General features: G+C 63.2%; 21 protein-coding genes. 8 read left to right on the top strand and 13 right to left on the bottom strand.

All coding sequences use genetic code 11. The features are described from left to right. Positions 1 to 5 precede the first annotated feature (5 nt). The 3 genes from G8E10_RS07395 (at position 6) to G8E10_RS07385 (ending at position 4339) form a co-directional block, all read left to right on the top strand. The gene (locus tag G8E10_RS07395; RefSeq protein ID WP_110802366.1) at positions 6 to 1067 is read left to right on the top strand and encodes an aldo/keto reductase; all 1062 of its coding nucleotides are present in this window, start codon (positions 6 to 8) and stop codon (positions 1065 to 1067) included. Between the two features lie 301 nt (positions 1068 to 1368). Further along, positions 1369 to 2985: an ABC transporter substrate-binding protein gene (locus G8E10_RS07390; RefSeq protein WP_110802550.1), complete on the top strand. Its 1617-nt coding sequence runs from the start codon at positions 1369 to 1371 to the stop codon at positions 2983 to 2985. A 130-nt stretch (positions 2986 to 3115) separates the two neighbouring features. After that, positions 3116 to 4339, top strand: coding sequence for an acyl-CoA dehydrogenase family protein (locus G8E10_RS07385; protein WP_110802368.1), 1224 nt, complete (start codon positions 3116 to 3118; stop codon positions 4337 to 4339). A gap of 126 nt (positions 4340 to 4465) precedes the next feature. Here G8E10_RS07385 and G8E10_RS07380 read toward each other — a convergent pair whose 3' ends face one another. The 3 genes from G8E10_RS07380 to G8E10_RS07370 form a co-directional block, all read right to left on the bottom strand. Then, positions 4466 to 5590 carry an NAD(P)/FAD-dependent oxidoreductase gene (locus G8E10_RS07380; RefSeq protein WP_110802370.1) on the bottom strand — a complete coding sequence of 375 codons (1125 nt, stop codon included), beginning with the start codon at positions 5588 to 5590 and terminating at the stop codon, positions 4466 to 4468. Between the two features lie 97 nt (positions 5591 to 5687). Continuing rightward, a complete protein-coding gene (locus G8E10_RS07375; RefSeq protein ID WP_110729028.1) occupies positions 5688 to 7202 on the bottom strand; it encodes an amino acid ABC transporter permease/ATP-binding protein in 1515 nt (504 codons plus the stop codon). A gap of 99 nt (positions 7203 to 7301) precedes the next feature. Then, on the bottom strand, positions 7302 to 8141 hold the full coding sequence (locus G8E10_RS07370) for an ABC transporter substrate-binding protein (protein WP_110802372.1): 840 nt from the start codon (positions 8139 to 8141) through the stop codon (positions 7302 to 7304). 226 nt (positions 8142 to 8367) lie between these two features. Between G8E10_RS07370 and G8E10_RS07365 the strand changes: the two genes are divergently transcribed. Continuing rightward, a complete protein-coding gene (locus tag G8E10_RS07365) occupies positions 8368 to 9468 on the top strand; it encodes a LacI family DNA-binding transcriptional regulator (protein ID WP_110802374.1) in 1101 nt (366 codons plus the stop codon). Positions 9469 to 9539: 71 nt separating this feature from the next. Here G8E10_RS07365 and G8E10_RS07360 read toward each other — a convergent pair whose 3' ends face one another. Next, positions 9540 to 10328 (bottom strand): DUF4394 domain-containing protein, encoded by a 789-nt coding sequence (locus G8E10_RS07360; RefSeq protein WP_110802375.1) that lies wholly within the window; start codon positions 10326 to 10328, stop codon positions 9540 to 9542. Between the two features lie 200 nt (positions 10329 to 10528). Here G8E10_RS07360 and G8E10_RS07355 point away from each other — a divergent pair, with 200 nt between their 5' ends. Together G8E10_RS07355 and G8E10_RS07350 are read left to right on the top strand one after the other, a co-directional pair. Then, complete coding sequence (locus G8E10_RS07355; RefSeq protein WP_425530828.1) at positions 10529 to 11080, top strand: sigma-70 family RNA polymerase sigma factor; 552 nt, start codon at positions 10529 to 10531, stop codon at positions 11078 to 11080. Next, positions 11077 to 11781 (top strand): anti-sigma factor, encoded by a 705-nt coding sequence (locus tag G8E10_RS07350; protein ID WP_110802377.1) that lies wholly within the window; start codon positions 11077 to 11079, stop codon positions 11779 to 11781. The genes G8E10_RS07355 and G8E10_RS07350 overlap by 4 nt, the downstream gene beginning before the upstream one ends. A gap of 9 nt (positions 11782 to 11790) precedes the next feature. Here G8E10_RS07350 and G8E10_RS07345 read toward each other — a convergent pair whose 3' ends face one another. The 6 genes from G8E10_RS07345 to G8E10_RS07320 all read right to left on the bottom strand — a co-directional run bounded on the left by G8E10_RS07345 (position 11791) and on the right by G8E10_RS07320 (position 17530). Beyond that, a complete protein-coding gene (locus G8E10_RS07345; RefSeq protein WP_110729023.1) occupies positions 11791 to 12036 on the bottom strand; it encodes a DUF982 domain-containing protein in 246 nt (81 codons plus the stop codon). 129 nt (positions 12037 to 12165) lie between these two features. After that, complete coding sequence (locus G8E10_RS07340) at positions 12166 to 13281, bottom strand: branched-chain amino acid ABC transporter substrate-binding protein (protein ID WP_167128140.1); 1116 nt, start codon at positions 13279 to 13281, stop codon at positions 12166 to 12168. A 282-nt stretch (positions 13282 to 13563) separates the two neighbouring features. Beyond that, positions 13564 to 14256: a gamma-glutamylcyclotransferase gene (locus tag G8E10_RS07335; RefSeq protein WP_110802381.1), complete on the bottom strand. Its 693-nt coding sequence runs from the start codon at positions 14254 to 14256 to the stop codon at positions 13564 to 13566. A gap of 107 nt (positions 14257 to 14363) precedes the next feature. Continuing rightward, positions 14364 to 15200: an alpha/beta fold hydrolase gene (locus G8E10_RS07330; RefSeq protein ID WP_110802554.1), complete on the bottom strand. Its 837-nt coding sequence runs from the start codon at positions 15198 to 15200 to the stop codon at positions 14364 to 14366. 297 nt (positions 15201 to 15497) lie between these two features. Further along, complete coding sequence (locus tag G8E10_RS07325) at positions 15498 to 17096, bottom strand: MFS transporter (RefSeq protein WP_110802382.1); 1599 nt, start codon at positions 17094 to 17096, stop codon at positions 15498 to 15500. Next, positions 17093 to 17530 carry a DoxX family protein gene (locus G8E10_RS07320; protein ID WP_110802384.1) on the bottom strand — a complete coding sequence of 146 codons (438 nt, stop codon included), beginning with the start codon at positions 17528 to 17530 and terminating at the stop codon, positions 17093 to 17095. The genes G8E10_RS07325 and G8E10_RS07320 overlap by 4 nt, the downstream gene beginning before the upstream one ends. Before the next feature lie 249 nt (positions 17531 to 17779). Between G8E10_RS07320 and G8E10_RS07310 the strand changes: the two genes are divergently transcribed. Continuing rightward, on the top strand, positions 17780 to 18088 hold the full coding sequence (locus G8E10_RS07310; RefSeq protein WP_110808199.1) for a HigA family addiction module antitoxin: 309 nt from the start codon (positions 17780 to 17782) through the stop codon (positions 18086 to 18088). Positions 18089 to 18156: 68 nt separating this feature from the next. Here the strand turns inward: G8E10_RS07310 and G8E10_RS07305 are convergent, their stop codons facing one another. The 3 genes from G8E10_RS07305 to G8E10_RS07295 all read right to left on the bottom strand — a co-directional run bounded on the left by G8E10_RS07305 (position 18157) and on the right by G8E10_RS07295 (position 21182). Further along, positions 18157 to 20139: an amidohydrolase gene (locus G8E10_RS07305; RefSeq protein WP_110802388.1), complete on the bottom strand. Its 1983-nt coding sequence runs from the start codon at positions 20137 to 20139 to the stop codon at positions 18157 to 18159. Beyond that, complete coding sequence (locus G8E10_RS07300) at positions 20139 to 20426, bottom strand: XapX domain-containing protein (protein ID WP_110802390.1); 288 nt, start codon at positions 20424 to 20426, stop codon at positions 20139 to 20141. Before G8E10_RS07300 ends, G8E10_RS07305 begins: the two co-directional genes overlap by 1 nt. A gap of 66 nt (positions 20427 to 20492) precedes the next feature. Then, positions 20493 to 21182 carry a hydrolase gene (locus G8E10_RS07295; protein ID WP_110802392.1) on the bottom strand — a complete coding sequence of 230 codons (690 nt, stop codon included), beginning with the start codon at positions 21180 to 21182 and terminating at the stop codon, positions 20493 to 20495. Positions 21183 to 21447: 265 nt separating this feature from the next. On the opposite strand from G8E10_RS07295, the gene G8E10_RS07290 reads away from it, so the two are divergent. Further along, positions 21448 to 22347: a LysR family transcriptional regulator gene (locus G8E10_RS07290; protein ID WP_110808198.1), complete on the top strand. Its 900-nt coding sequence runs from the start codon at positions 21448 to 21450 to the stop codon at positions 22345 to 22347. The last annotated feature ends 101 nt before the right edge of the window (positions 22348 to 22448 follow it).

Here is a 22448-nt window from a genome sequence, read left to right as displayed (position 1 = left end):
TCACGATGGTCGACCACCGCTATCTCGGGCGCAGTGCCCTCAAGGTCTCTCCACTGACGCTGGGGGCCATGATGTTCGGCAACCAGACGCCGGATGACGTCGCCTTCCGCATCATCGACAAGGCGCATGAACAGGGCATCAATTTTATCGATACGGCCGATGTCTACCACGACGGCCAGTCGGAAAAGGTCGTCGGCCGCGGCATCGCCAAGAACCGCGACAGCTGGGTCGTTGCCACCAAGTTCGTGAACGCCCGCAACGGCGGCCCGAACCGCGGGGGCTACTCGCGCAAATGGATCTATCAGACGGTCGAGAACTCGCTGCGCAACCTCGGCACCGACTATATCGACATTCTCTACTTCCACCGGGCCGTATTCGACGCCCCGCTGGAAGAGCCGGTCCGGGCGATCGCCGACCTCATCAAGGCCGGCAAGCTGCGCTATTTCGGCGTGTCCAATTTCCGCGGCTGGCGCATCGCGGAGGTCGCGCATCTCGCCGACCAGCTGGGCATCGACCGGCCGGTCGCCAGCCAGCCGCTCTACAATATCGTCAATCGCACGGCCGAAGCCGAGCAGCTTCCGGCCGCGGCCGCATACGGTCTCGGTGTCGTCTCCTACAGCCCGCTCGCACGCGGCGTGCTCACCGGCAAATACAACGTTGGAGAAGCCCCGGCTGCAGATACCCGGGCCGGTCGCGGCGACAAGCGCATGCACGACGTCGAGTTCCGCGAGGAATCGATCGCGATCGCCAAGCAGATCGCCGCCCATGCGCAGGCGAAGGGCATTTCACCTGCCGATTTTGCCCTGGCCTGGGTGCTGAACAACAAGCTCGTTACGTCCGCCATCGCCGGCCCGCGCACAGAAGCGCATTGGGATGCCTATCTCCGCGCGCTCGATGTGACGCTGGATGCGGAGGACGAGGCGCTCGTCGATCGGCTGGTCGCAACCGGGCACCCCTCCACGCCCGGCTTCACGGATCCGGGGCATCCGGTCGAAGGGCGCGTTCCCCGCACCTCTGCTCCCTCCGGCGCAGTCGTTCCGCTCGCTCGTCCCCAGCGCGTCGCCTGAATTCGTTTCTTGTCGAACATAGAGCGGCCGCGTCCCGCACCGAAGCCCCGGACATCGACTCCGGGGCTTTTTCGTCTCTCCTGCTGTCTCGCCTCACGTTTGTTCGCGTCCGCGCGAGGGAACCGGCATTTCTGCGGAGAAGCGGAAAACGCTTGAGTTTTTCCAATCAATCTCACGCGGACAGAAATCTATTATCTCGATAAAATTTATAGACAATATAGTGTGTGACGCATCGCCCGGAGGCGGGTGTCTGACGAATTCGGGCCGTCCGCCCTGCCGGATGGCTGCTTTGGGGAATATCATGACGATCAAGACGACCTGGGGTCCGACGCCGACCCGCCGCGCCCTCCTGCTTTCCACCGTCGCGCTGGCGGCCACTACCGCCATTCCGCAAGGCGTGTGGGCTGAGACCGAGCCGACGCGCGGCGGCACCGTTTCGATCAACATTGGAACGGAACCGCCCGTTCTCGTGCTCATCGCCCACTCCGCAGGCGCCGCCTATTACGTCAGTGGCAAGGCGACCGAGAGTTTGCTGACCTATGACCGCAATTTTGCCCCGCAGCCGCTCCTGGCAACCGAATGGACGGTCAGCAAGGATGGCCTTCGCTACTGGTTCAAGCTCAGGAAGGGCGTCAAATGGCATGATGGCCGGGACTTCACGGCCGAGGACGTCGCCTTCTCCATCCTGGCGCTGAAGGAAAACCACCCGCGCGGTCGGGCGACCTTCGCCTCCGTGCAGAAGGCCAACGTGCTGGGCAGCCATGAGGTCGAGCTGCTTCTGTCCAAGCCTGCGCCCTATCTTCTCAGCGCCTTTGCCAGCTTCGAAGCGCCGATCGTGCCGAAGCATCTTTATGAAGGCACGAAGATCGCCGAGAACCCGCACAATGTCGCGCCCGTCGGCACCGGGCCCTACAAGTTCGTGGAGTGGGTGCGTGGCAGCCATGCACTCTTCGAACGCAACGAGAATTACTGGGGAGCGCCCAAGCCCTATCTCGACCAGATCATCTTCCGCTTCATCATCGACCCCGCTGCGGCGGTGGCGGCGATCGAAACCGGGGAAGTGCAGATCTCCACCGCCAACCTGCCGCTGACAGATATCGAACGCCTCAAGGCCAATCCGAACCTTGTGGTCGATACCGCGCCCGCGCCCTATTCGCCGAGCATTGCGCGCGCCGAGTTCAATCTCGAAAACAAGTACCTCGCCGACATCAAGGTGCGTCACGCGATCGCCCATGCGATCGACAAGGACTTCATCGTCAACACCGTCTATCTCGGCTATGCAACGCGGCTCGACGGCCCGGTCAGCCCCGACCTGGTCAAATTCTATACGCCGGATCTGCCGAAATACGACTTCAGTCCGGAGAAGGCGGAAAAGCTTCTGGACGAAGCCGGCTACAAGCGGGGTGCCGACGGTTTCCGCTTCAAGCTCTTCATCGATCCCACGCAGCCGTCCGGTCCTCCCAAGCAGACGGCGGAGTATTTCGCTCAGGCGCTCTCCAAGGTCGGCATCAAGGTCGAGCTTCGCAGTCAGGATTTCGCCACGTTCGTGAAGCGGATCTTCACCGATCGCGATTTCGACATCGCCATCGAGGGCATGAGCAATCTCTATGATCCCACGGTTGGCATCCAGCGGCTCTACTGGTCGAAGAACTTCAAACCGGGCGTGCCCTTCACCAATGGTTCGAGATATTCCAACCCGGACGTCGATCGTCTGCTGGAGGCTGCGGCGGTCGAAATCGACGAGAAGAAGCGGCTGCAGCTTTTCAAGGAATTCCAGACGCTGGTGGTGCAGGACCTGCCGACGCTCGACATCGTCACGCCTTCCGTGATCACGGTCTATGACAAGCGGATCAAGAACCTGAAGATCGGCGTCGAGGACCTCTGGAGCAACGGCGCCGAGATCTCCTTCGAGAGCTGACCGAGCCACGAGAGTTTGTGAGGGATAGGGGGAAACCGGTTATCCCGAAAAGACAAACGAAATCAATGAAACCGAGCGACCGGAGAAGATCCGGTCACTCGCGCAGACGCCCATTCCGGGAGGCCTTTGCTTGAGCATCGCCACATTGCAGACGACCAGACGCCCGACACGCGAGGATCTCCTCGCGCGCATCCCCACCTTCACGGCCGAGATCGCAAAGGATGCTGCACGGCGGGACCGCGACCGCGAACTGCCTTTCGAAGCTTTTCGCCTGTTCCGCGAACTGGGCCTCGGCACGTTGCGCATTCCCGTGGCGCTGGGCGGACCCGGAGGCTCCGCAGTGGACTTTATCGAGATGATCGCTTCCATCGGCGCGGCGGATTCCAACGTCGCGCATGCCTTGCGTTCGCATTTCAATTATGTCGAGAACACGATCCTGAGCGCGCCCGACCGGCGCGATGCCGGCGCGGTGGAGCTGATCCTTGCGGGAAAGCTCTTCGGCGGCGCGCATACGGAACAGGGGACGGCACGGCCGGGGCAAGTTACGACGACCATCGTGCGACAAGGCGACACGTTCCGCTTGAACGGCCGGAAGTGGTACGCGACCGGCACGGCCTTTGCCGATTTCGCCTCTTTCAGCGCTCTGGACGAACAGGGCCAGCCTGTCGGGGTGCTGCTGCCCGTCGAGCGCGAAGGCATCACGATCCTGGATGACTGGGACGGCATGGGCCAGCGCCTGACGGCCAGTGGCGGCATTATTCTCGACAATGTCGAGGTGTTTCCGCACGAGTTCACACGGCGAAGCCTCGACGATCTCGTCGGGCGGCACTGTTCCACGCAACGGCAGCTGCATCTCGCCGCCAGTGCGGCGGGTGCCGTGCGCAACGTGCTTTCGGACGGGATTGCCTATGTCCGGCGGCAGGCACGTTCCACGGCCCATAGCGCAGCCGAAACCGCAAGGCAGGATCCCTTCGTGCAGCAGGTGATCGGAGAGATCGCCGCGAACGCCTTCGCGATCGATCAAGCTGTCGCGGCGGCCGCGGCGGCACTGGACCGGACCGTCGCCGCCTTTGCCCGGCGTAACGAGGCGGAGATCGAACAGGCGCTCATCTCCAGCGCACTCGCAACGGCGCAGACCCAACTCATCCTCGGCCAGCTCGGGCCGCGCAGCGCCGAACGGATGTTCGAGCTCGGTGGCGGCTCCGCCACGTCGCGCGACAACAATTTCGACCGCCATTGGCGCAATATCCGGACTGTCCTCAATCACAATCCCCTGCTGCACAAGTCGCGTGTGGTCGGTGACTATCTTCTGAACGAAACGACGACGCATCTGAAGGAGGGCAAGGTCTTCTAGGTGCGATCGGGATAGGCGAGCCGGCTCCTGTCGATAGTGCGTCTGCAATTCCACAGGGGTCGGGAGAGGGCGTTGTGCCATATCGAAGGGGCGGCGCCTTCGGGGCCGCCCCTTCGATCCGTGGCATCAGGCGCTGAAGCGCTCCGGGCGGAATGTTTCGAGCAGCGGGTGGCGTTGGCCGGTTGCCATTTCATAGGCGGTGAGTTCGCCGACGATGAGGCCGAGCGTTGCGCCGCTATGGCTGAAGGCGACATGGCAGCCTGGCACGGTCGGCAACGCGCCCAGCACCGGATCGCCATCGGCCGGAATGGGCTTGCGCCCGGCGGCGTAGGACGCGAGTTCCAGCTTGGGATGACCGGAGAGCACTTTTGACGCCTCGGCCAACAGGCCAGATACGGTCGTGTCCTTCACCTCGTAGGCGCCGTCGGCATGGGTGACGACCTCGTCTGCAGCCCAGTCGGCATCGATGACGAAGGCACCGTCCGGGGTGGGGCGCACGGCGACGCGCGGCGTGTTGAGCACGGCTTTCAGCGGATGGTCGATCGGCTTGGTCGTCAGAAGAAGAGCGACCGGCGTGCCATCGAGGATCGTCGCGCCCAGTTCGGCAGCCATGGCCGGTACCGCAGGGCCGGTGGCGATCAGCACGGCATCCGCCATGTGCCGCACGCCTGCCGTCGTCTGCACGCCGGCGGCGCGGTCGTTTTCGACGATGACGCTGGCGCTGCCTTCGGTGGTGACGAGCGTGCCGCCGAGGGCGGTGACGTCGGCAAGGAGAAGGTCGATCAACGAGGGCAGATCCACCCAGCCTTCGCCGGGATTGAAGATTGCCGAATTCCCCGTGATGGCTGTGGCATCGACGCCGGGCGTCCACTTGTCCACATCGCCGGGCGTCAGATGCTGAGCGTCATAGGCCAGCGATACTTCATGGGCATAGGCCGCCGCGATCTCGTTGGTGGCGTCGTCCGCATCCCAGGTGAGGCCGCCATCGAAGCGGAGCCAGTCCACCGGGCCGATCCGGCTCGCCAATGTTCTGTACCGGTCGATGCCGGCCATGCGCAGCAGATGATAGGGATTGGAGCGCATCCGGGCGGAATTCAGCCAGGACAGCGAGCGGCCGGACGCGCCGTTGGCGACCGGGCCGTCATTCACGAGGGTCACGGAAACGCCGCGCCGCAGAAGCTGCACGGCTGTGGAAACGCCGAAGATGCCGGCGCCGATGATGACGGCGGACGATATGGTTTTGTCGGACATGGGAGTGTCTTTCACTGCTTGCTGATGGAATGGAAACGGGTTCCCGGTTGACGGAGACGGCGGAGCCGAAAAAGGCGTCCGTATCACGGTGTTCGCGTCACAGCACTTCGGCGAGGAAGCGCCGCAGGCGCGGGCTTTGCGGGTCGTCGAAGATCTGTGCCGGCGTGCCGGCTTCCACCACGCGGCCCTCGTCCATGAACACGACCTGATCGGCCACCCGTCGGGCAAAGCCCATTTCGTGGGTGACGACGACCATGGTCATGCCGCGTCCCCCGAGATCCGCCATCAGGTTCAGGACGCCCTTGACCAGTTCCGGATCCAGCGCGCTCGTGACTTCGTCGAACAGGATGACTTCAGGCTCCATGGCAAGCGCCCGGGCGATGGCGACGCGCTGCTGCTGGCCGCCGGACAGCCCGCCGGGCCGGTGATGCTGGCGGCTGGCAAGGCCGACATCGGCAAGCCGGGCCTTGGCGATGCGTTCGGCTTCACCGCGCGGCATATGCTTGATCTTGGTGAGAGACAGCATGACGTTGTCGAGGGCGGTGTGATCGGGAAAGAGATTGAAATGCTGGAACACCATGCCGACGCGCCGGCGCAGCTTCTCGGGCTTCATCGCGAGAATGCTGTCGCCATCCAGAAGCAGCGTTCCGCCTTTCGGCTCGACGAGGCGGTTGAGGCAGCGCAGCAGCGTCGATTTGCCGGAGCCCGACGGGCCGATGATGCAGGTCACGCTGCCCGGCTTGACGGTGAGATCGACGCCCTTCAGCACGTCGAGTTCGCCATAGGCCATGGTCAGGTCGCGCACCTCGATGCTGCCACCCTTGAAGGCGGCGCTGGTGTCCTTGGTCTGTTGCGCACGGTCGAGTTCTGAGACTTCCTCCAGTCCGCTCGTGACCGTGGTCGTTTTCTGCTTGCCGATCCGCAGACGCGTGTCGATGGTGTTGACTACATGCGTCAGCGGCACGGTAATGACGAGGTAGAAGACGCCGGCCAGCAGCAGCGGCGAGAGGTTGCCGGTGACGACGGCCTGATCCTGCCCCACGCGAAAGATTTCGCGCTCGGAAGCGAGAAGGCCGAGGAAGTAGACGAGGCTCGAATCCTTCACATTGCCGATGAACTGGTTGACCAGAGCCGGCAGCACCCGGCGCACGCCCTGCGGTACGACGATGATGCGCATGCCCTGGCCGTAGCTCATGCTGAGCGCCCGCGACGCTTCCATCTGCCCGCGATCGACGCTCTGGATGCCCGAGCGGAAGATCTCGCCGATATAGGCCCCGGCAATGAGGCTGAGAGCCAGAATCCCGAGCGGATAGGGGGAGGGGCCGAACAGGTCCCGCCCGATCCGCGCAAAACCCTGGCCGATCAACAGGATGGTGACGATGGCGGGAAGACCACGGAAGATATCGGTGTAGAGCCGGGCGGGAATGCGCAGCCAGGCAGACCGCGATATGCCCATGATGGCGAGAATCATGCCGATGATGACCCCGAAGACCGTGGATGCGGCCGCGAGGATGAGGGTGTTCTTCAGCCCGACCGTGATCATCGTCGGCAGAACTTCGGCCATCGCGTTCCAGTCGAAAAAGCTCCGGCTGATATTGTCGAACCAGTTCATGCAGTCTTCCTTCAAAGTGTCTCCAGCCGCCGCCGGCACACACAATGCCGGGCGGCGGCAGATGAATACCCGGCCGCGACATGCGACCGGGTCCAGGCGTCACTTCTTGGGGAGATAGGCATCCGGCATCGGCGAGCCGGGGAACCACTTTTCGTAGAGCGTTTTCCAGGTGCCGTCCTGCATCGCCGCGTGGAGCGCCGTGTTGAATGCCGTCCGCAGAGCGTCGTTGCCCTTGCGGATGACGAAGCCGGCCGGCGCGTCGAAGCTGGGAATATTGATGGCGACCTTCAGCGCGGGATAGCGCGTCGTGTAGTCCTTGGCGGCCTCGTAGTCGAGGAAGTGCGCGTCGACGGTACCGTTGTTCAGGCCCGATATCGCGGAATTGTTGTCTGGGAACTTAACGAGATCGGTGCTGGTGAACGTCTTTTCTGCGTAGATCTCCTGCAACGTTCCCTGCACGACGCCGAGGCGCTTGCCTTTGAGCGAAGCTGCATCCGTGATCGCAGCCTCTGGCGTGACGACGGAGAGGTAGCCGGCGAGATAGCCGTCGGAGAAATCGACCGTCTGCTTGCGCTTGTCGGTCGTGCCGATGGCGGCAACCGCAACGTCGAAGCGACCGTTCGCAACGGACGGCATCAGGGCTGAGAATTCCTGGCCCGTGAAGATGACCTGTTCCTTCGTGAACCCCATGCGCTTGGCGACGTCGAGGAACAGCTCGATGTCGAAGCCCGTGAAGCCACCCTCGACCGTGGTGAAGGTGTAGGGCTTTGCATCCCCCATCGTGCCGACGCTGATGGTTTGCGGGTCGATCAGGCCATAAGGGTTCTCGGCTGCGAGCGCGGCTGTAGACAGGCCGCCCGAGAGAGCGAGTGTGACGGCAAGGGCTGCCGTTCGCAGAACGGGGCTGAGCGAGAGTTTGGACAAAGCTGAAATCGTCATGATGGTTCTCCGTCTCTGGTGGGTAGGGCGGATCGGCTTTGCAGGACATCAAGAGGCTTCGCCAGACAGAGGATCTCCCTCCGGCGTGACCGTGATGTCATGAGCCGATCTCGTTATGATGAAGCGTGAGACCGGTTTCTTTTTAAATGAGACCGGTCTCTTGATGCATTTACGATTGATATATACGCGTTGACCCGCCGTCAATATCTCTTGTAAAGCTGGGTGAATGAAAGAACCTCAGCCGAAAAACACCGCTGCGACAGTGGCCGACGTAGCGCGTCTGTCGGGCGTGTCGAAAGCCACGGCCGCGCGCGTGCTCGGCGGCTATGGAACCGTGAGCGACAAGGCGCGGGATGCGGTGATGCTGGCCGCGCAAGAGTTGGATTATCGCCCCAACGAACTGGCCCGCAGCATGACCACCGGCCGGTCGGGAACGATTGGCGTCGTCGTCGGCGATATCGAGAACCCGTTCTTCGGGTCGGCCGTGCGGGGCATTTCGGATGCGGCCCGCGCGAGCGGCTTCAATGTCGTCCTTGCCAATTCGGGTGAGGATGTCGCGGCCGAGCGCGCGGCGATCGAGACTCTGGTGGCAAAGCGGGTCGATGGCCTGATCGTGTCGCCGGCACAGGAGAGCGCGATCGGTCATCTCGAAGACATCGGCCATGCGGGCCGGCCGCTGGTCCTGCTGGACCGCGCCATCGCGGCACTGGCGGTCGACAGCGTCACGGCGGACGACCGGCAGGCGGCGGAAGCCGTCACACGTCTGCTGGTCGAGCGCGGCCACCGCGAGATCGCCTATGTCACGGCCTGCGATACGCCGACGCATCTCTATCGCGACACGCGCGACATCCTGACGGCATCCGTGCGTGAACGCATCGAGGGGTTCCTTGAGGTCGGCGCGCAGGCCGGTATCGCCGAGATGCCGCGATGGGTGCGGCTGGGTGCCAACACGCCTGACGCAACGCGCCGGTTGACGATCGACCTGCTGCGCGAGGCCACGGCCCCCAGCGCCATCATCGCGTCGGACAGCCTCATCGCACTGGAGATCTTCAAGGTGGCGCGCGAGCATGGCATCGAAATGCCGGAGGCGCTATCGCTCGTCACCTTCCACGATGCCGCGTGGACGGCGGTGACGACGCCACCGGTCACCGTCGTCCGCCAGCCCGTCTACGAAATGGGAGAGGCCGCAGCGAAAATGCTGATCGAAAGGCTGAGCGGTGAGCGATGCGCGCCGCGACATCTGGTCCTTCCGACACAGCTCGTGGAACGCGCGTCCGTCGCGGTGCGGGGCAACCAATCTGCTAGTCCCCGCATCCGGAGCCTGTAAACGACGAAGATGCGGACGAGGGCACAGATGTGCGGCCGCGCATCAGCACGGCCGCACAGTTCTGGCGACGGTTACATCGCCGGCAGGATCGCGATATCGCGCAGGTCGTTGTCGAGGCCTGTGATCGCACCGACTTCGGTGGCAGCACCGGTCTCCAGGTTCACCGTGTAGAGCGTCTTGCCGGCGGCGAGATAGGCGGCGTTGCCACCGTTCTTCATGCCCTGGATATCGAAGGCATAGGTTGCCGGCTTGTCCTTCAGGCCGAGCTTGCCGATGGCTTTCAAGGTGCCGTCATTTGGCTTCGTCTGCTGGATCAGGCCGCCGATCGTTGCATCGATATTGTACATCGCCGTCTTCTCCGGCTTGCCGATCGAATTGGTATAGGCTGCAGCGACGATGTCCGGCGTCTCACCCTTGTGCATGTCGCCATCTTCGAAGGCGAGCGTGCCATCGACCGTGACGGCGCCGGTATCCGGGTGGACGCGGTGGTTGGTCGTGCCGGTCATGAAGCGTAGCCGATCGGCCATCGGGTTGAAATCGACCACGACAGGGGCGGCCGTCACCGTCAGCATCTTGTCCATCTTGGCGACAGACGTCGCGGCACCCGTCTCGAGGTTGATCGAGACGATCTCGTTTTCCGGCGTGACGCCGATGACGGTCTTGTTTCCGGGGCGAAAGTCGATGCCGACGAGCTTATCGACGCCGGTGACATCCATGCTCTTCGTGACGGCGGGTTTCTCCGTGTCGAACATGACGAGGGTCTTGTCGCCGGTGAGGCCGAGGACCGGCGCGGCGAGAAGGCTGCCGGCGCTGGCAACGAGAACGGTGGAGGTGATCAAGGCGAAACGAACGGTCTTCATGGAAATCTCCCGTGTGTTGATCCATTTTCGGAAGGCATCTGCGCGTGGACGGCGATGCTTTCTGTCTTGAAGACACGGGAGCTGACCCGTTTGGATGCAGCAGGTTGAAAAATATTTTTAGCCCGCATCCATTTCTGCCGACCGGCGGGTAGAGTATGTAAGGTCGCGCCGACGGAGCGGTGCGATATGAAAGGTCTTAAATGTCGATGGGCGCAGCGCCGGACGATCTGACGACGGCACTTGCCGCCTGCGCGAAGGGTGATCGCACAGCATTGCGCGGCATCTTCGATCGGGAGGCCGGCCGTCTGGTGACGATTGCCGAGCGTATCGTGCGGCGGCGTGATCTGGCGGAAGAGGTGGTTCAGGAAAGCTTCATCCGCATCTGGACGCAGGCCCATCAGTATCAGCCGGATCGCGGCTCGGCCCGTGGCTGGATCTACGCCATCGTGCGAAACCGCGCCCTCAACCTGCTGCGTGACGGCAAGCGGGAATATACGGTCGAAGATGTCGATGTCCTGCGCGAGCGTGATCAGGTGGATCACGTCATGGCGGCCTGGCATCGGCTCGATCGAACCTCCCGGCTTCACGATTGCCTGGGCGCTCTCGACGACACCAAAAGGCGCGGCATTCTCATGGCCTATATCGGCGGATATTCCCATGGCGAGATCGCCGGCCGGCTGAGTATCCCACTCGGCACGACGAAGTCCTGGATCCGGCGCGGTCTCTCCGCATTGCGGGAGTGCATGACATGAGCGAAGACCGGACCGATATCGGCGGCATCGCCGACGAATATGTGCTGGGCTTGCTGGATGCGATGGAGGCGCGGCAGGTCGAGGCCGATATGGAGCGCGATCCCGACCTCAAGGCCGCGATCGCCGCCAGCCGGGAGCGTTTTCTGCCGCTGGACGACACGGCGGAGCCAACCGTTATCGATGACGATCTCTGGAGCCGCATCGATGCCGCGCTGCCTGTGCAGGGTGCTGCGCCTGCCGACGTATCAAGACTGACGGCAAACGACAACCGGCCGGGCAGCTGGCGGGCGACGGCGCTTGCGGCCATGGTCGCTGCCGTCATCCTCGCCGTTGCGCTCTCATTCAATCTCATGCGCACCGTCGAGCCGCTCGTCGTGGCAGTACTCGTCAACGAGGCCGGCGACATCCAGGCAATCGTGGAGGATTTCGGCAACGAAAAGGCAGCCGTCCGGCTGCTGGCGGACTTTACGGTTCCCGAGGGCAAGACGATCGAGGTCTGGACCCTGCCGTCGCCCGAACGCGGCCCGGTCTCGCTCGGTCTGATCGACGACGCCCGCTCGGTGCGACTGGATGGACCTGCCCTTCCCAAGCCGCACGACAGCCAGCTCTACGAGCTGACCCTGGAACAGGCGGGTGGCTCCCCGACCGGCCGACCGACGGGCCTGATCCTCGCGAAGGGCTTTGCCAAGATCACGCGGTAAGGCGTCGTTTTATTCCTTGATCTCGATGCCGGCCTCATGGGCGGCGGCGATGAAGGACAGCCGGGCGGCTTCTGCCGATTTCTTGCCTTTCATCGCAGCCTCCAGCGTCAGGAGCGCCGCGTCCAGCGCCTCGCCGTCCTCGAGAGGCCAGTCTTCGATCAGCGCCCAGGATGCCTGCTGATTGTTGGTAATGGTGGTGAACGTGCCGGGTCCTTCCAGCGCGAGCGAGACACCCTTGTTCCAGTCATTGCTCACTTCATGGCCTCCAAATGCCGATTTGCCCGTTCCTTACGGCATTATCTCTTCTACCGAAATCGATTCGAGCATGACATCACGCAAACGGGCGCCATGAAGGCGCCCGCTGCCGTTTTAGGATTGGCCGGATTATTCGGCCGCGACGGTCTTGCCGCCTTCCCACTTGTAGACGGAGAAGCTCTGCGAGGTCAGGTCTCCGGTTTGGCCGTAGGTCAGATCGCCGATGGCGGTCTTGATGGGCGCGCCGTCCTTCAGAGCCTGGGCGACAACTTCGGCATCGTCCTTGCTGCCCGCTTTGGTGATGCCAGCGGCGATGACTTCGACGGCGGCATAGGCGTTCAGCGTGAAGGCTTCGACCGGGATGTTCTTGGCGGTCAGCGCGGCGGCTGCGGCCTTGCTGTCGGCGCTCTTCAGCGCGTCGGCGGCATTGGTATAGATGGTGCCGTTGGCGTCATCGCCGCCGGTGGCGATGAACTCGCTGTTCGAAAGGCCATCGCCGGCGACCAGCTGCACGGTCATGCCGGCATCCTTCATCTGGCGCACCAGGAGGCCCGCTTCCGGGTGGTAACCGCCGAAGTAGAGAACCTCGACGCCTTCCGACTTCATGCGCGTCACGAGGGCGCTGAAATCCTTGTCGCCGGCCGTTAGCGCGTCGTTGAAGATTTCCGTAATGCCGGCGGCGTTCAGCGAGGTCTTGAAGGCATCGGCAAGGCCCTTGCCGTACTGACCCTTGTCGTTGAGGATCGCGATCTTCTTGTCCTTGAACTTCTCGACGACATACTTTGCGGCAACGTCCGCCTGCTGGTCATCGCGACCGCAGGTGCGAAAGACGGTGGTCAGGCCGCGCGCAGTCAGTTCCGGCGATGTCGCGGTGGGGGTGACCATCAGCGTGCCGTTCTCGGCGAAGGCGACGGAGGCCGGGATCGATACGCCCGACGTGACCGGGCCGACGACGAAGCGAATGTCTTCGGCGATCAGCTGGTTGGCAGCGGAGACGCCCTGTTTCGGCTCGCCGGCATCGTCGGCGATCTTCAGAACGAGCTTCTCGCCGTTGACGCCGCCCTTCTTGTTCAGCTCCTCGACGGCCGTTTCGGCGCCGTTCTTGATCTGCGCGCCGATGGCCGCGACCGGGCCGGTCAGCGGTGCGACGAGACCGATGGTGATGTCGGCATGGGCAAGCGTCGCGGCGAGTGGCGAAAAGGCGAGCGTTGCCGCCAGCGCCGCCGTAATGGTCTTCAATGTCATGTCCGTCTCCTTGGGACGCGGGGGGACGCGGGCCTCCCAACCCGCTGGTGATGCTGCGTCGGGCCATTCCTTCGTCCGGCGCCGCGATGGGTGGCGCAGGGAAGAGAGGGCAGGGCCCTCGACCCTCGATGCGGCCATGTTTGGCTCGCATCGTAAGCGACGGATTTGTAAAAATATTCGGGCGTTCGCGCAAGAAGATGGCCGAGATCTGCACCGTTTCGACAGAGAATTTCGCCTGTTCTCGCGCAGACGTGAAGGGCACGTCCTTCGCAGGCCTCCGCGTCACGCAGGAAGAGCGTTCAGCCTTGCGGCAACCATCTCCTGCAGGCGCCAGAGGTTGCGGTCGAGAATGTTGCGTTCGCAAAGATCCGAGACCGTCCGGTGAAGGTACTCGGCGCAGGATCCGGCGGGGCCGCAGGCCTGGGCGATCAGCACGGCGGCTTCTTCAAGGGGAATGCTTTCGGTCAGGGGACAATGCCTGGTGCTGGCCCAGAATGTGAGAACCTTGCGGGTGCCCGCCGGCGTCCTGACCGGTATCCAGCGCACCATGCCGGTCACTTCGGCATAGCGGATCTCGCGGGCGAGAAGCGTGCGCAGCTCTTGCCGCCGCGTTTCGGCCGGCAGCTTCAGGATGCGGCCGGCACAGCTTCCGCCCGGCCTCAGCGCGAGCATCAGCCCCGGTGCTGCCGAGGTCGCCCGCAGGCGTTCGATCCGCAGGGAAAACGCGCGGTGCCATCCATAGGCGATGGCGGGCTCGCTCGCCGAGGCCGCAAAGCCCGGGTTCCACATCAGGGAGCCGTAGGCAAACACCCAGATGTCACCGTCCGCTTCCGCCTCGATGCGGTGGACGAGGTCGTCCAGCTCAGCCGGCGAGATCGGCGTGCGGTTCGGTTCAGGCCCCTGATCCTCGACGACCCGCAGCGTTTTTGCGACCAGCTCGGGGGTGAGCTGAAGAGCTGTGGCGTTGCGGGTCATATCGTTACCGTTTCGTTCGGGCGCCCCGGAGGAGGATGATCGTCCCCGCCGGGCGAAGAGGGAAGGCAGCAACGGATGCAAGGCGTGCACCCGTCGCCTTGGCATGGTCAGGCTTGCACGAAGGCCAGCAGGTCGGCGTTGAGCACGTCGGCATTGACGGTCAGCATGCCGTGCGCGAAGCCGGGATAGGTCTTGAGCGTGCCGTTCTTCAGGAGCTTCACGGACTTGTGGGCCGAGGCGCCGATCGGGACGATCTGGTCGTCCTCGCCATGCAGCACCAGCGTCGGGACCGTGATGGCCTTCAGGTCTTCGGTCTGGTCGGTTTCGGAGAAGGCCTTGATGCCGTCATAATGGGCCTTTGCGCCACCCATCATGCCCTGACGCCACCAATTCTGGATCACGCCTTCCTGCACCGTCGCGCCATCGCGGTTGAAGCCGTAGAACGGGCCGGCCGGGACATCGCGGAAGAACTGTGCGCGGTTGGCGGCAAGCGCCGAACGGAAGCCGTCGAACACCTCCATCGGCAGGCCGTCCGGGTTGCCTTCGGTCTTCAGCATCAGCGGCGGAACGGCGGAAACGAGGACGGCCTTGGCGACGCGGCCGGCCGGCTGGCCGTGCTTGGCGACGTAGCGTGCAACTTCGCCGCCGCCTGTGGAGTGACCGATATGAACAGCATTCTTGAGGTCGAGATGTTCGAAGACCGCGAAGGCATCGGCGGCGTAATGATCCATGTCGTGACCATCGGCGACCTGCGCCGAGCGGCCGTGACCGCGCCGGTCATGGGCGACGACGCGGTAGCCTTTGGAGAGGAAGAACAGCATCTGGGCATCCCAGTCGTCGGAGGACAGCGGCCAGCCATGGTGAAAAACGATCGGCTGCGCGTCCTTGCGTCCCCAGTCCTTGAAGAAGATCTCGACGCCGTCCTTGGTGGTGATGGTGTTCATGCTCTTGGTTTCCTGTGCTTTGGGTTGGGTTGGTGGGGCGTGTGCGGCATCGGCTGCAAGCGAAAGCGAGGCCGGCAGTGCGAGGGATGCGACGGCGACGGCTCCGGAGAGCAGCGCAGTTCTACGTGTCAGGGGAAGATCGTTGTCCGTCATATCGGTTCCTCGGTTGGTGCTGCTGCCTGTCTGATGAAGCGATTTTGTCGGAAAGCGTAGGTTCAAACAATTGCTGCAATACTGTCGAGTTCGTTGCGCTTTTCGCAATGATCGGGAGGCGGATCGCTCCGCCTCCTTGTCTCCTCACGCAGCGCCCGGACGGTTGATCGTCAGGAAGTGACGGACGACCGGCTTTTCCGGGCCACGGTGATAGGCCAGAACCTTGCCCTGCAGATCGGCGTCGGCGTTGGAAACCCGCTTGTGCTGCCGCAGATGTTCCGCCCAGGATTCGACCATGAACCATTCCACGATCTTCTCCGGATCGGACGAGTCCTCGGTCACGCCCCAGCCGTAGGCACCATCCCGGCGACGCTCGTGGGACAGTCCGTCGATGGCGTGGAGGAAGGCACGGTGGTTCTGCTTCTCGACCGTGTACTCGATGAGGATCAGGACGGGACCGCGATCATGGGCGACGGGTTCGGCAACGAGGGGTTCCGGCCAATGGTTGGACGGCACCATGTCGGCATCGCCGGCCGGCAGCTTCACCCGGTGCATCAGGAAACCGGCAACGAGAAGGCCGGCAGCGCCGATCACCAATGTCGAGCGGATACCAACGGCTTCGCCGACGGCACCCCAGCCGAGGCTGCCGGCCGTCATCGCGCCGTTGAACACCGTGAGGTAGACGGCAAGGCCGCGGCCGCGGACCCAGTTGGGAAGCACAGCCTGTGCGGCACCGTTCAGCGTGGTCAGGGCCGTGATCCAGGCGGCGCCGAGGAAGAGCAGGGCGACGATCGCAATCGCCTTCGGCGGGGCGAGCGACAGGATACCCATGACAGCCGCTGTGGTGAGGGCCGATGTCAGGAGGAGGCCGTCGGCGCTAAGACGCTCGCGCAGCTTCGGCATGACCAGTGCGCCACCGATGGCACCGGCGCCGACGGCGCCGAGCAGGATGCCGTAGAAGCTCGCATCCCCGCCGAGAAGCTGGCGCGCGACCAGCGGCAGCAACGCCCAGACGGCACTGGCGAAGGCGAAGAAGACTGCGGCGCGGATCAGCACGACATGGAGCGGCCGGCTCGACCGGGTGTAGCGAAGCCCGGCTCGGAAAGCGCCGAAGAAGTTCTCCTGCAGCGCATCGTCCGCCTTCCTGGCGCGGGGCCACCAGACGAGCGCGGCGATGACGAAGATATAGCTGGCGACGTCGGCGCCGTAAGTGATGCCGGCGCCGAAGGCCGCGAGGAGAAGGCCGCCGGCCGCCGGGCCGATAGAGCGGGCAATGTTGATGCCGAGCGAGTTGAGCGCCACGGCACTCTTCACATCTTCGCGCTTGACCAGCTCGGGCACGATCGCCTGCCATGTCGGCCCCATCAGGGCGGCACCGATGCCGCCGAGAAAGGTCAGGCCGATCAGCGCGCTGACGGAAAGCATGCCCATCTGCGAGAGGATCATCAGCGAGATACTGACGGATGCTAGCAGGAGCTGGACCGCGATCAGGAACTTGCGCCGGTCGAGAATATCGGTGAGCACGCCGGCGGGAATGGCGAGCAGAAAGATGGGCAGAGTGCCCGCCGCCTGCACCATGGCGACGGCGGCAGGCGAGGCGGAGATGTCCGTCATCAGCCAGGAACTGGCGACGTCGCGCATGAAGCTGCCGGTATTGCCGAGAACCGTGGCGATCCAGAGGACGGCGAAAACGGGCTGTGCGAGAGGCGCGAAGCTGCCCCCGGTCGATTTTGCGGCTGTCATGTGCGGGCTCCCTTGTTGAGGTCCACTGCTGCCACGAGGACGAAAGCCCCTGCGAGGCCGAGATGTTCGAAGAAGGCATTGGTCGCCATCATGCGATCCATGCCCGGCGCCATGTCCCAGAAACGTAAGGCGATGAACGTGGCGAGAAGTGTGAAGGCGGCAAGCGAGAGTGCGCCGGCCCAGCGCAGGAAGCCTGAGACGACCATCGCTGAGGCCGTCAGTTCAAAGACGATAACGGCAATGGCGAAGAAAGTCGCGGGCTGCAGACCAAAATGGTTCATCTCGGCAAGCGCGCCGTCGAAGTCGAGGATCTTGGTCAGCGGCCCTTGAATGTAGGCTGCACAAAGCGCGAGAAGCGAGAGGGTCCGCGTAACCGGGGATCCGATCAGACGCGAGGCACTGCCGCGTATCGTGGCTGTCGATGAGAGGGTCATGTCTGCTCCTTGAGGTTGGCCGATGATCGGCTGCATTCGATGGAGCGATGATGCTAGTTTACACATCGACAAACAATTGAACGAATAGTCACGATATTATATCGATTAATGAAATAATTCGGTGGAAGCGCTTGGCACGGCAAAAATTCGTTGTACATTCAATGGCAGCTGGCCTTCCGATTGGACGGCGGTCGCGGCGAAGCGTCGGATGTTTATCTCGACGACCACAGCTATCGGTGAGGTGATGCCATGTTGATGACCACACGCAAGCCGGCAACGGTCGGCGAAATCCTGACGGAAGAGTTCATGCAGCCACTCGGCCTGACGCAGGCGGTGCTGGCCGAGGCGATGGGCGTCCAGCGCAAGCATGTGAACGAACTCTGCAACGACCGGCGCAACGTGACGGCGGCGACCGCGCTCATTCTGGCGCGCGTGTTCGGCAACAGCCCGGATTTCTGGCTGAACACGCAGCGGCGCAGCGACCTGTGGAACGTCATGAATTCGCCCGACGAGCGGGCGCGGGTGGATCGTGCCAGGCCCTTGGCGAAGGCGGCGTAGCAAACGACCATCCCGAAACCACTCCGTCCGTGCGACGGGCGACATGTGCCGCCCGTCCTTCTTGACGGTTACACGGCCCAGCAGGAGCAGCCGAGGGCGCCGAAGAAGCCCTTGAGGTCGGAGATCGGCAGTTTCGACGTCCACGCACCGGCATGGTCGTGCCCATGGACGCCACAATCGCTGGCGCAGCCGCAGGTGCTGATGGCGGTTCGGCGCAACGAGCGGGCACCGGCACCCTCCGGTTCGCCCCAAGCCGCATAACCACCGAACGTGCGCACCGGCGACCAGTCCGGCATAGCCGGGGGCACGTCGTTCTCGTCCAGCGCCTTGAAGTCGCCCGCTCCATAGACGATCCTGCCGCCGACCATGGTCAGTTCAGAGGTCAGGAACGAGATCTCGTCTTCCGCACACGTGAAGAAGTCCTTGTCCGGCACGACGAGATCGGCGAACTGACCCTTCTCGATGCGGCCCTTCTTGCCTTCCTCGTTGGAGAACCAGGTGACCTTTTCGGTCCACATGCGCAGCGCCGTCTCGCGGTCGAGGCAATTGGCGCGCGGATAGAGCTGCATGCCGCCGACCGTCTTGCCCGTGACCATCCAGGAGAGAGAAACCCACGGGTTGTAGGAGGCGACACGGGTCGCATCCGTACCGGCGGACACGTTGACGCCCTTGTCGAGCATCTTCCTGATGGGCGGCGTGGCTTCGGCGACGCCATGGCCATAGCGCTCGACGAAATATTCGCCCTGATAGGCCATGCGGTGCTGGGTGGCGATACCACCGCCGAGCGCGGCGATCCGGTCGATGGAGCGGTCCGAGATCGTTTCTGCATGGTCGAAGAACCAGTTGAGGCCTTCAAGCGGAATATCCTTGTTGACCTTCTCGAACACATCGAGCGAGCGGGAGATGGTTTCGTCATAGGTGGCGTGCATGCGCCAGGGCCAACGGTTCTCGGCCAGAACCCGGACGACCTCCTCAAGCTCGCCTTCCATCTCCGGTGCCATTTCCGGGCGCGGCTGGCGAAAGTCCTCGAAATCGGCGGCAGAGAAAACCAGCATTTCGCCGGCACCATTGTGACGGAAATAATCGTTGCCCTGCTTGTATTTGACGCTCGCCGTCCAGTCGAGAAAGTCCTGTTTCTCCTCCTTCGGCTTCTGGGTAAAGAGGTTGTAGGCGAGCCGCACCGTCATCTGACCTTCATCCGACAGTTTCTGGATGACGGCATAGTCGTCGGGGTAGTTCTGGAAGCCACCGCCCGCATCGATGACGCCCGTCACACCCAGCCGGTTGAGCTCGCGCATGAAGTGCCGGGTCGAATTGACCTGATAGTCGAGCGGCAGCTTCGGCCCCTTGGCAAGCGTCGAATAGAGGATGCCCGCATTCGGCTTCGCCAGCAGCAAGCCCGTCGGATTGCCGTTGGCATCCCGGGTGATCTCGCCGCCGGGTGGGTTCGGCGTTTCCCTTGTATAGCCGACCGCGCGCAGGGCGGCGCCGTTCAGCAGCGCGCGATCATAGAGGTGGAGCAGGAAGACCGGCGTATCCGGGGCGATCGCGTTGATCTCCTCGATCGTCGGCAGGCGCTTTTCGGCGAACTGATGCTCGCTGAAGCCACCGACCACGCGCACCCATTGCGGCGCCGGCGTGATCGCCACCTGACGCTTGAGCATGTCCATGGCATCGGCAAGCGAGCGTACGCCGTCCCATCGCAGCTCCATATTGTAGTTCAGGCCGCCACGGATGACGTGGGTATGGTTGTCGATCAGCCCGGGAAGTACGCGCTTGCCCTTGAGGTCGACGATCTTGGTCTCGGGCCCGGCCAGCGCCATGATCTCGCTGTCGGAACCGACCTCCAGAAACAGCCCGTCCTTGATGGCAATGGCCGTCGCATTGGGGTTGGCGCGGTCGAGCGTGGTGACGCGGCCGTTATGGAGAATGCGGTCTGGATGCATGGTGTTCGCTCCGGTCTGGTTGGGATCGGCGGCTTTCGCCGGTGGGAAGAGGTTGGACAACGCCAAGCTCGATGCTCCCGCAAGGACGTTTCGACGCGTGGCCATCAACTGCGCTCCTCGACAGACGATTTCAGGGCGCGGGCGACCTCGACATGTCCGCCGCCCTTCGGCAGGTGACCGAACACGTGCGGCTTGATCTGATGAAGCCAGGAAACGGCCGCCGGCTCGCGCGTCCAGAGCGACTTTGCGAGGGGAACGACCTGCTCGCCGACGAGAATGCCGAGAAGGCCGACAAGCGCGATGACGGGCGGTGCCGGCGAGCGGACGTTGAGCAGGCTATAGACGATGCCGACAAGCAGCCCGGCACCGAGGGACAGGAGATAGACTTTCATGGGATATGCTCCACGATTGCAGGACGACCGCTCCGACAGGACGACCGGAGCGGTCCTGGCTGGGTTCTACTTGGCGGGGTTGGGGCCGATGCGCTTGCCATGTTTGACGCGCTCGTCAGCGCCATGAACCATGGTGTAGGCGTAATCGATGCCCATGCCGTAGGCGCCGGAATGCTCCTTCACCAGTGTGGTGACGGCATCATAGGTTTCCTTGCGGGCCCAGTCCCGCTGCCATTCGAGCAAGACCTGCTGCCAGGTAACAGGAATGACGCCGGCCTGAATCATGCGGTCCATGGCGCGATTGTGCGCTTCGAGCGACGTGCCGCCGGAGGCATCGGCAACCATGTAGATTTCGTAGTCCGGCACGTCACGCAGCGCGGACAGGGCGAAGGTCGTGTTGCAGACTTCGGTCCAGAGGCCGGAGACGACGATCTTCCTGCGGCCGTTCGCGGCGTTCTTCGCCAGCGCATCCCGAACGTTCTGGTCGTCCCAGGAATTCATCGAGGTGCGCTCGAGGATATCGTTCTCCGGATGCACGGCCAGAAGTTCCGGGAAGGTGTTGCCGGAGAAGCTCTCGGTCTCCACCGTCGTGATGGTCGTGGGAATGTCGAAGATCTTGCCGGCCTTGGCGAGGCCGACCACATTGTTCTTCAGGGTCTGGCGATCGATCGACTGAACGCCGAAAGCCATCTGGGGCTGCTGGTCGATGAAGATGAGCTGGCTGTTGGCTGGGGTCAGGACGTCGAACTTGGACATGGTCTTTTCCTCTTGGTTTCCGGCCGCTTCTGCGGGCTTATCGGTGACAAGCAGCTTTCGTCTCTGCTGCTGACATCAACCCTACGGCAAAAGTCCGATCTACAAAATTGCAATAAATATTGCGAATGAATTATCAGAACGGCAACAATGCCCGGGAGATTGATTGCGGGAATGCTTTTGGAGCCGGCGTGCGAGACCCACCATTGATCCTACGGTCGATACGCAATATTCCTCGTCAACAAATTGCCACAGGTGAAACAATGTCATGAACGACTATAAGGCTCTGCGCACATTTCTGCTGGCTGCCGAAAAACGGAACTTCGCGCAGGTGGCGCGCGAACTCGACATGACGCCCGCCGCCGTCACGCGAGCCATTGCGGCGCTGGAGGCGGAACTGGGTGTGCAACTCTTCGTGCGCACCACGCGTCAGGTCTCGCTGACGACGGATGGCGCGGTGTTCGCCGCGCAGATCCAGCCGGCAATGAAGACGCTGGAGGACGCGCGGCGCGACGTCATGAACGCGCACAAGGCTGATCAGGGGCGCCTGCGGATCAGCGCGCCGACCTGGTTCGGCAAGGCCGTGCTGCCGCCGATCCTCTCCGGCTTCAAGACAAAGTTTCCGAAGATGAGCTTCGAGATCTCGCTGTCGGATGGATTGGTGAACATCGTCAACGACGACTATGATCTCGCGATCCGCATTTCCGCACAGCCCTCGGACAAGTTCACCATCTGGCGGAAGATCCGGGTCGTGCCGCGCATTCTGGTTGCCGCACCCGGCAGCCGTTTCGTCGAGATGACACATCCGAACGAGTTGACACCGGACGATTGCCTTGCCTATAGCGGCGATAGCCGGCGGGAGAGCTGGGTTCTCTCGGATGGCGGTTCCAGCATGACGATATCGGCGGGTCGCGACTTCAGCGCCAATAGTGGCGAGGTCCTTGCCGACATGGCGGCCGACGGCGCAGGGGTGGCCATGCTCCCCGGCTTCAATATCGCCGAACACATCCGCACCGGACGTCTCGTGCACGTCTTCAAGGGCTGGGCCCCGCCGGATCTCTGGCTGACCCTGTTCTATCCGCCCTACCAGACGCTACCCCCGCGGATCGCCTCGTTCTGCAAATATTTCGAGGAGCAGCTGCCCGCCTATATGCCCTCGCTGGACTGACCCCCTCGGCGGCAGGAGGTTCGCGGCGGGGATGTCCGCGGTGCCCATTAAACGATAAACGAGTAAAAAAGCCGGACTTCGCCTGATACGACTAGCACATG

This window comes from Ferranicluibacter rubi, assembly GCF_011603255.1.
GTDB lineage: Bacteria > Pseudomonadota > Alphaproteobacteria > Rhizobiales > Rhizobiaceae > Ferranicluibacter > Ferranicluibacter rubi.
The sequence above is the reverse complement of the archived record's forward strand: the minus strand, read 5'-3'. Positions and strand labels throughout refer to the sequence as shown.

Coding starts and splice junctions, on each gene's coding strand:
- G8E10_RS07395 (WP_110802366.1), top strand. CDS start 6: ATGGTCGACCACCGCTATCTCGGGCGCAGTGCCCTCAAGGTCTCTCCA.
- G8E10_RS07390 (WP_110802550.1), top strand. CDS start 1,369: ATGACGATCAAGACGACCTGGGGTCCGACGCCGACCCGCCGCGCCCTC.
- G8E10_RS07380 (WP_110802370.1), bottom strand. CDS start 5,590: ATGTCCGACAAAACCATATCGTCCGCCGTCATCATCGGCGCCGGCATC.
- G8E10_RS07375 (WP_110729028.1), bottom strand. CDS start 7,202: ATGAACTGGTTCGACAATATCAGCCGGAGCTTTTTCGACTGGAACGCG.
- G8E10_RS07370 (WP_110802372.1), bottom strand. CDS start 8,141: ATGACGATTTCAGCTTTGTCCAAACTCTCGCTCAGCCCCGTTCTGCGA.
- G8E10_RS07365 (WP_110802374.1), top strand. CDS start 8,368: ATGAAAGAACCTCAGCCGAAAAACACCGCTGCGACAGTGGCCGACGTA.
- G8E10_RS07360 (WP_110802375.1), bottom strand. CDS start 10,328: ATGAAGACCGTTCGTTTCGCCTTGATCACCTCCACCGTTCTCGTTGCC.
- G8E10_RS07355 (WP_425530828.1), top strand. CDS start 10,529: ATGTCGATGGGCGCAGCGCCGGACGATCTGACGACGGCACTTGCCGCC.
- G8E10_RS07350 (WP_110802377.1), top strand. CDS start 11,077: ATGAGCGAAGACCGGACCGATATCGGCGGCATCGCCGACGAATATGTG.
- G8E10_RS07340 (WP_167128140.1), bottom strand. CDS start 13,281: ATGACATTGAAGACCATTACGGCGGCGCTGGCGGCAACGCTCGCCTTT.
- G8E10_RS07335 (WP_110802381.1), bottom strand. CDS start 14,256: ATGACCCGCAACGCCACAGCTCTTCAGCTCACCCCCGAGCTGGTCGCA.
- G8E10_RS07330 (WP_110802554.1), bottom strand. CDS start 15,200: ATGAACACCATCACCACCAAGGACGGCGTCGAGATCTTCTTCAAGGAC.
- G8E10_RS07325 (WP_110802382.1), bottom strand. CDS start 17,096: ATGACAGCCGCAAAATCGACCGGGGGCAGCTTCGCGCCTCTCGCACAG.
- G8E10_RS07320 (WP_110802384.1), bottom strand. CDS start 17,530: ATGACCCTCTCATCGACAGCCACGATACGCGGCAGTGCCTCGCGTCTG.
- G8E10_RS07310 (WP_110808199.1), top strand. CDS start 17,780: ATGTTGATGACCACACGCAAGCCGGCAACGGTCGGCGAAATCCTGACG.
- G8E10_RS07305 (WP_110802388.1), bottom strand. CDS start 20,139: ATGGCCACGCGTCGAAACGTCCTTGCGGGAGCATCGAGCTTGGCGTTG.
- G8E10_RS07300 (WP_110802390.1), bottom strand. CDS start 20,426: ATGAAAGTCTATCTCCTGTCCCTCGGTGCCGGGCTGCTTGTCGGCATC.
- G8E10_RS07295 (WP_110802392.1), bottom strand. CDS start 21,182: ATGTCCAAGTTCGACGTCCTGACCCCAGCCAACAGCCAGCTCATCTTC.
- G8E10_RS07290 (WP_110808198.1), top strand. CDS start 21,448: ATGAACGACTATAAGGCTCTGCGCACATTTCTGCTGGCTGCCGAAAAA.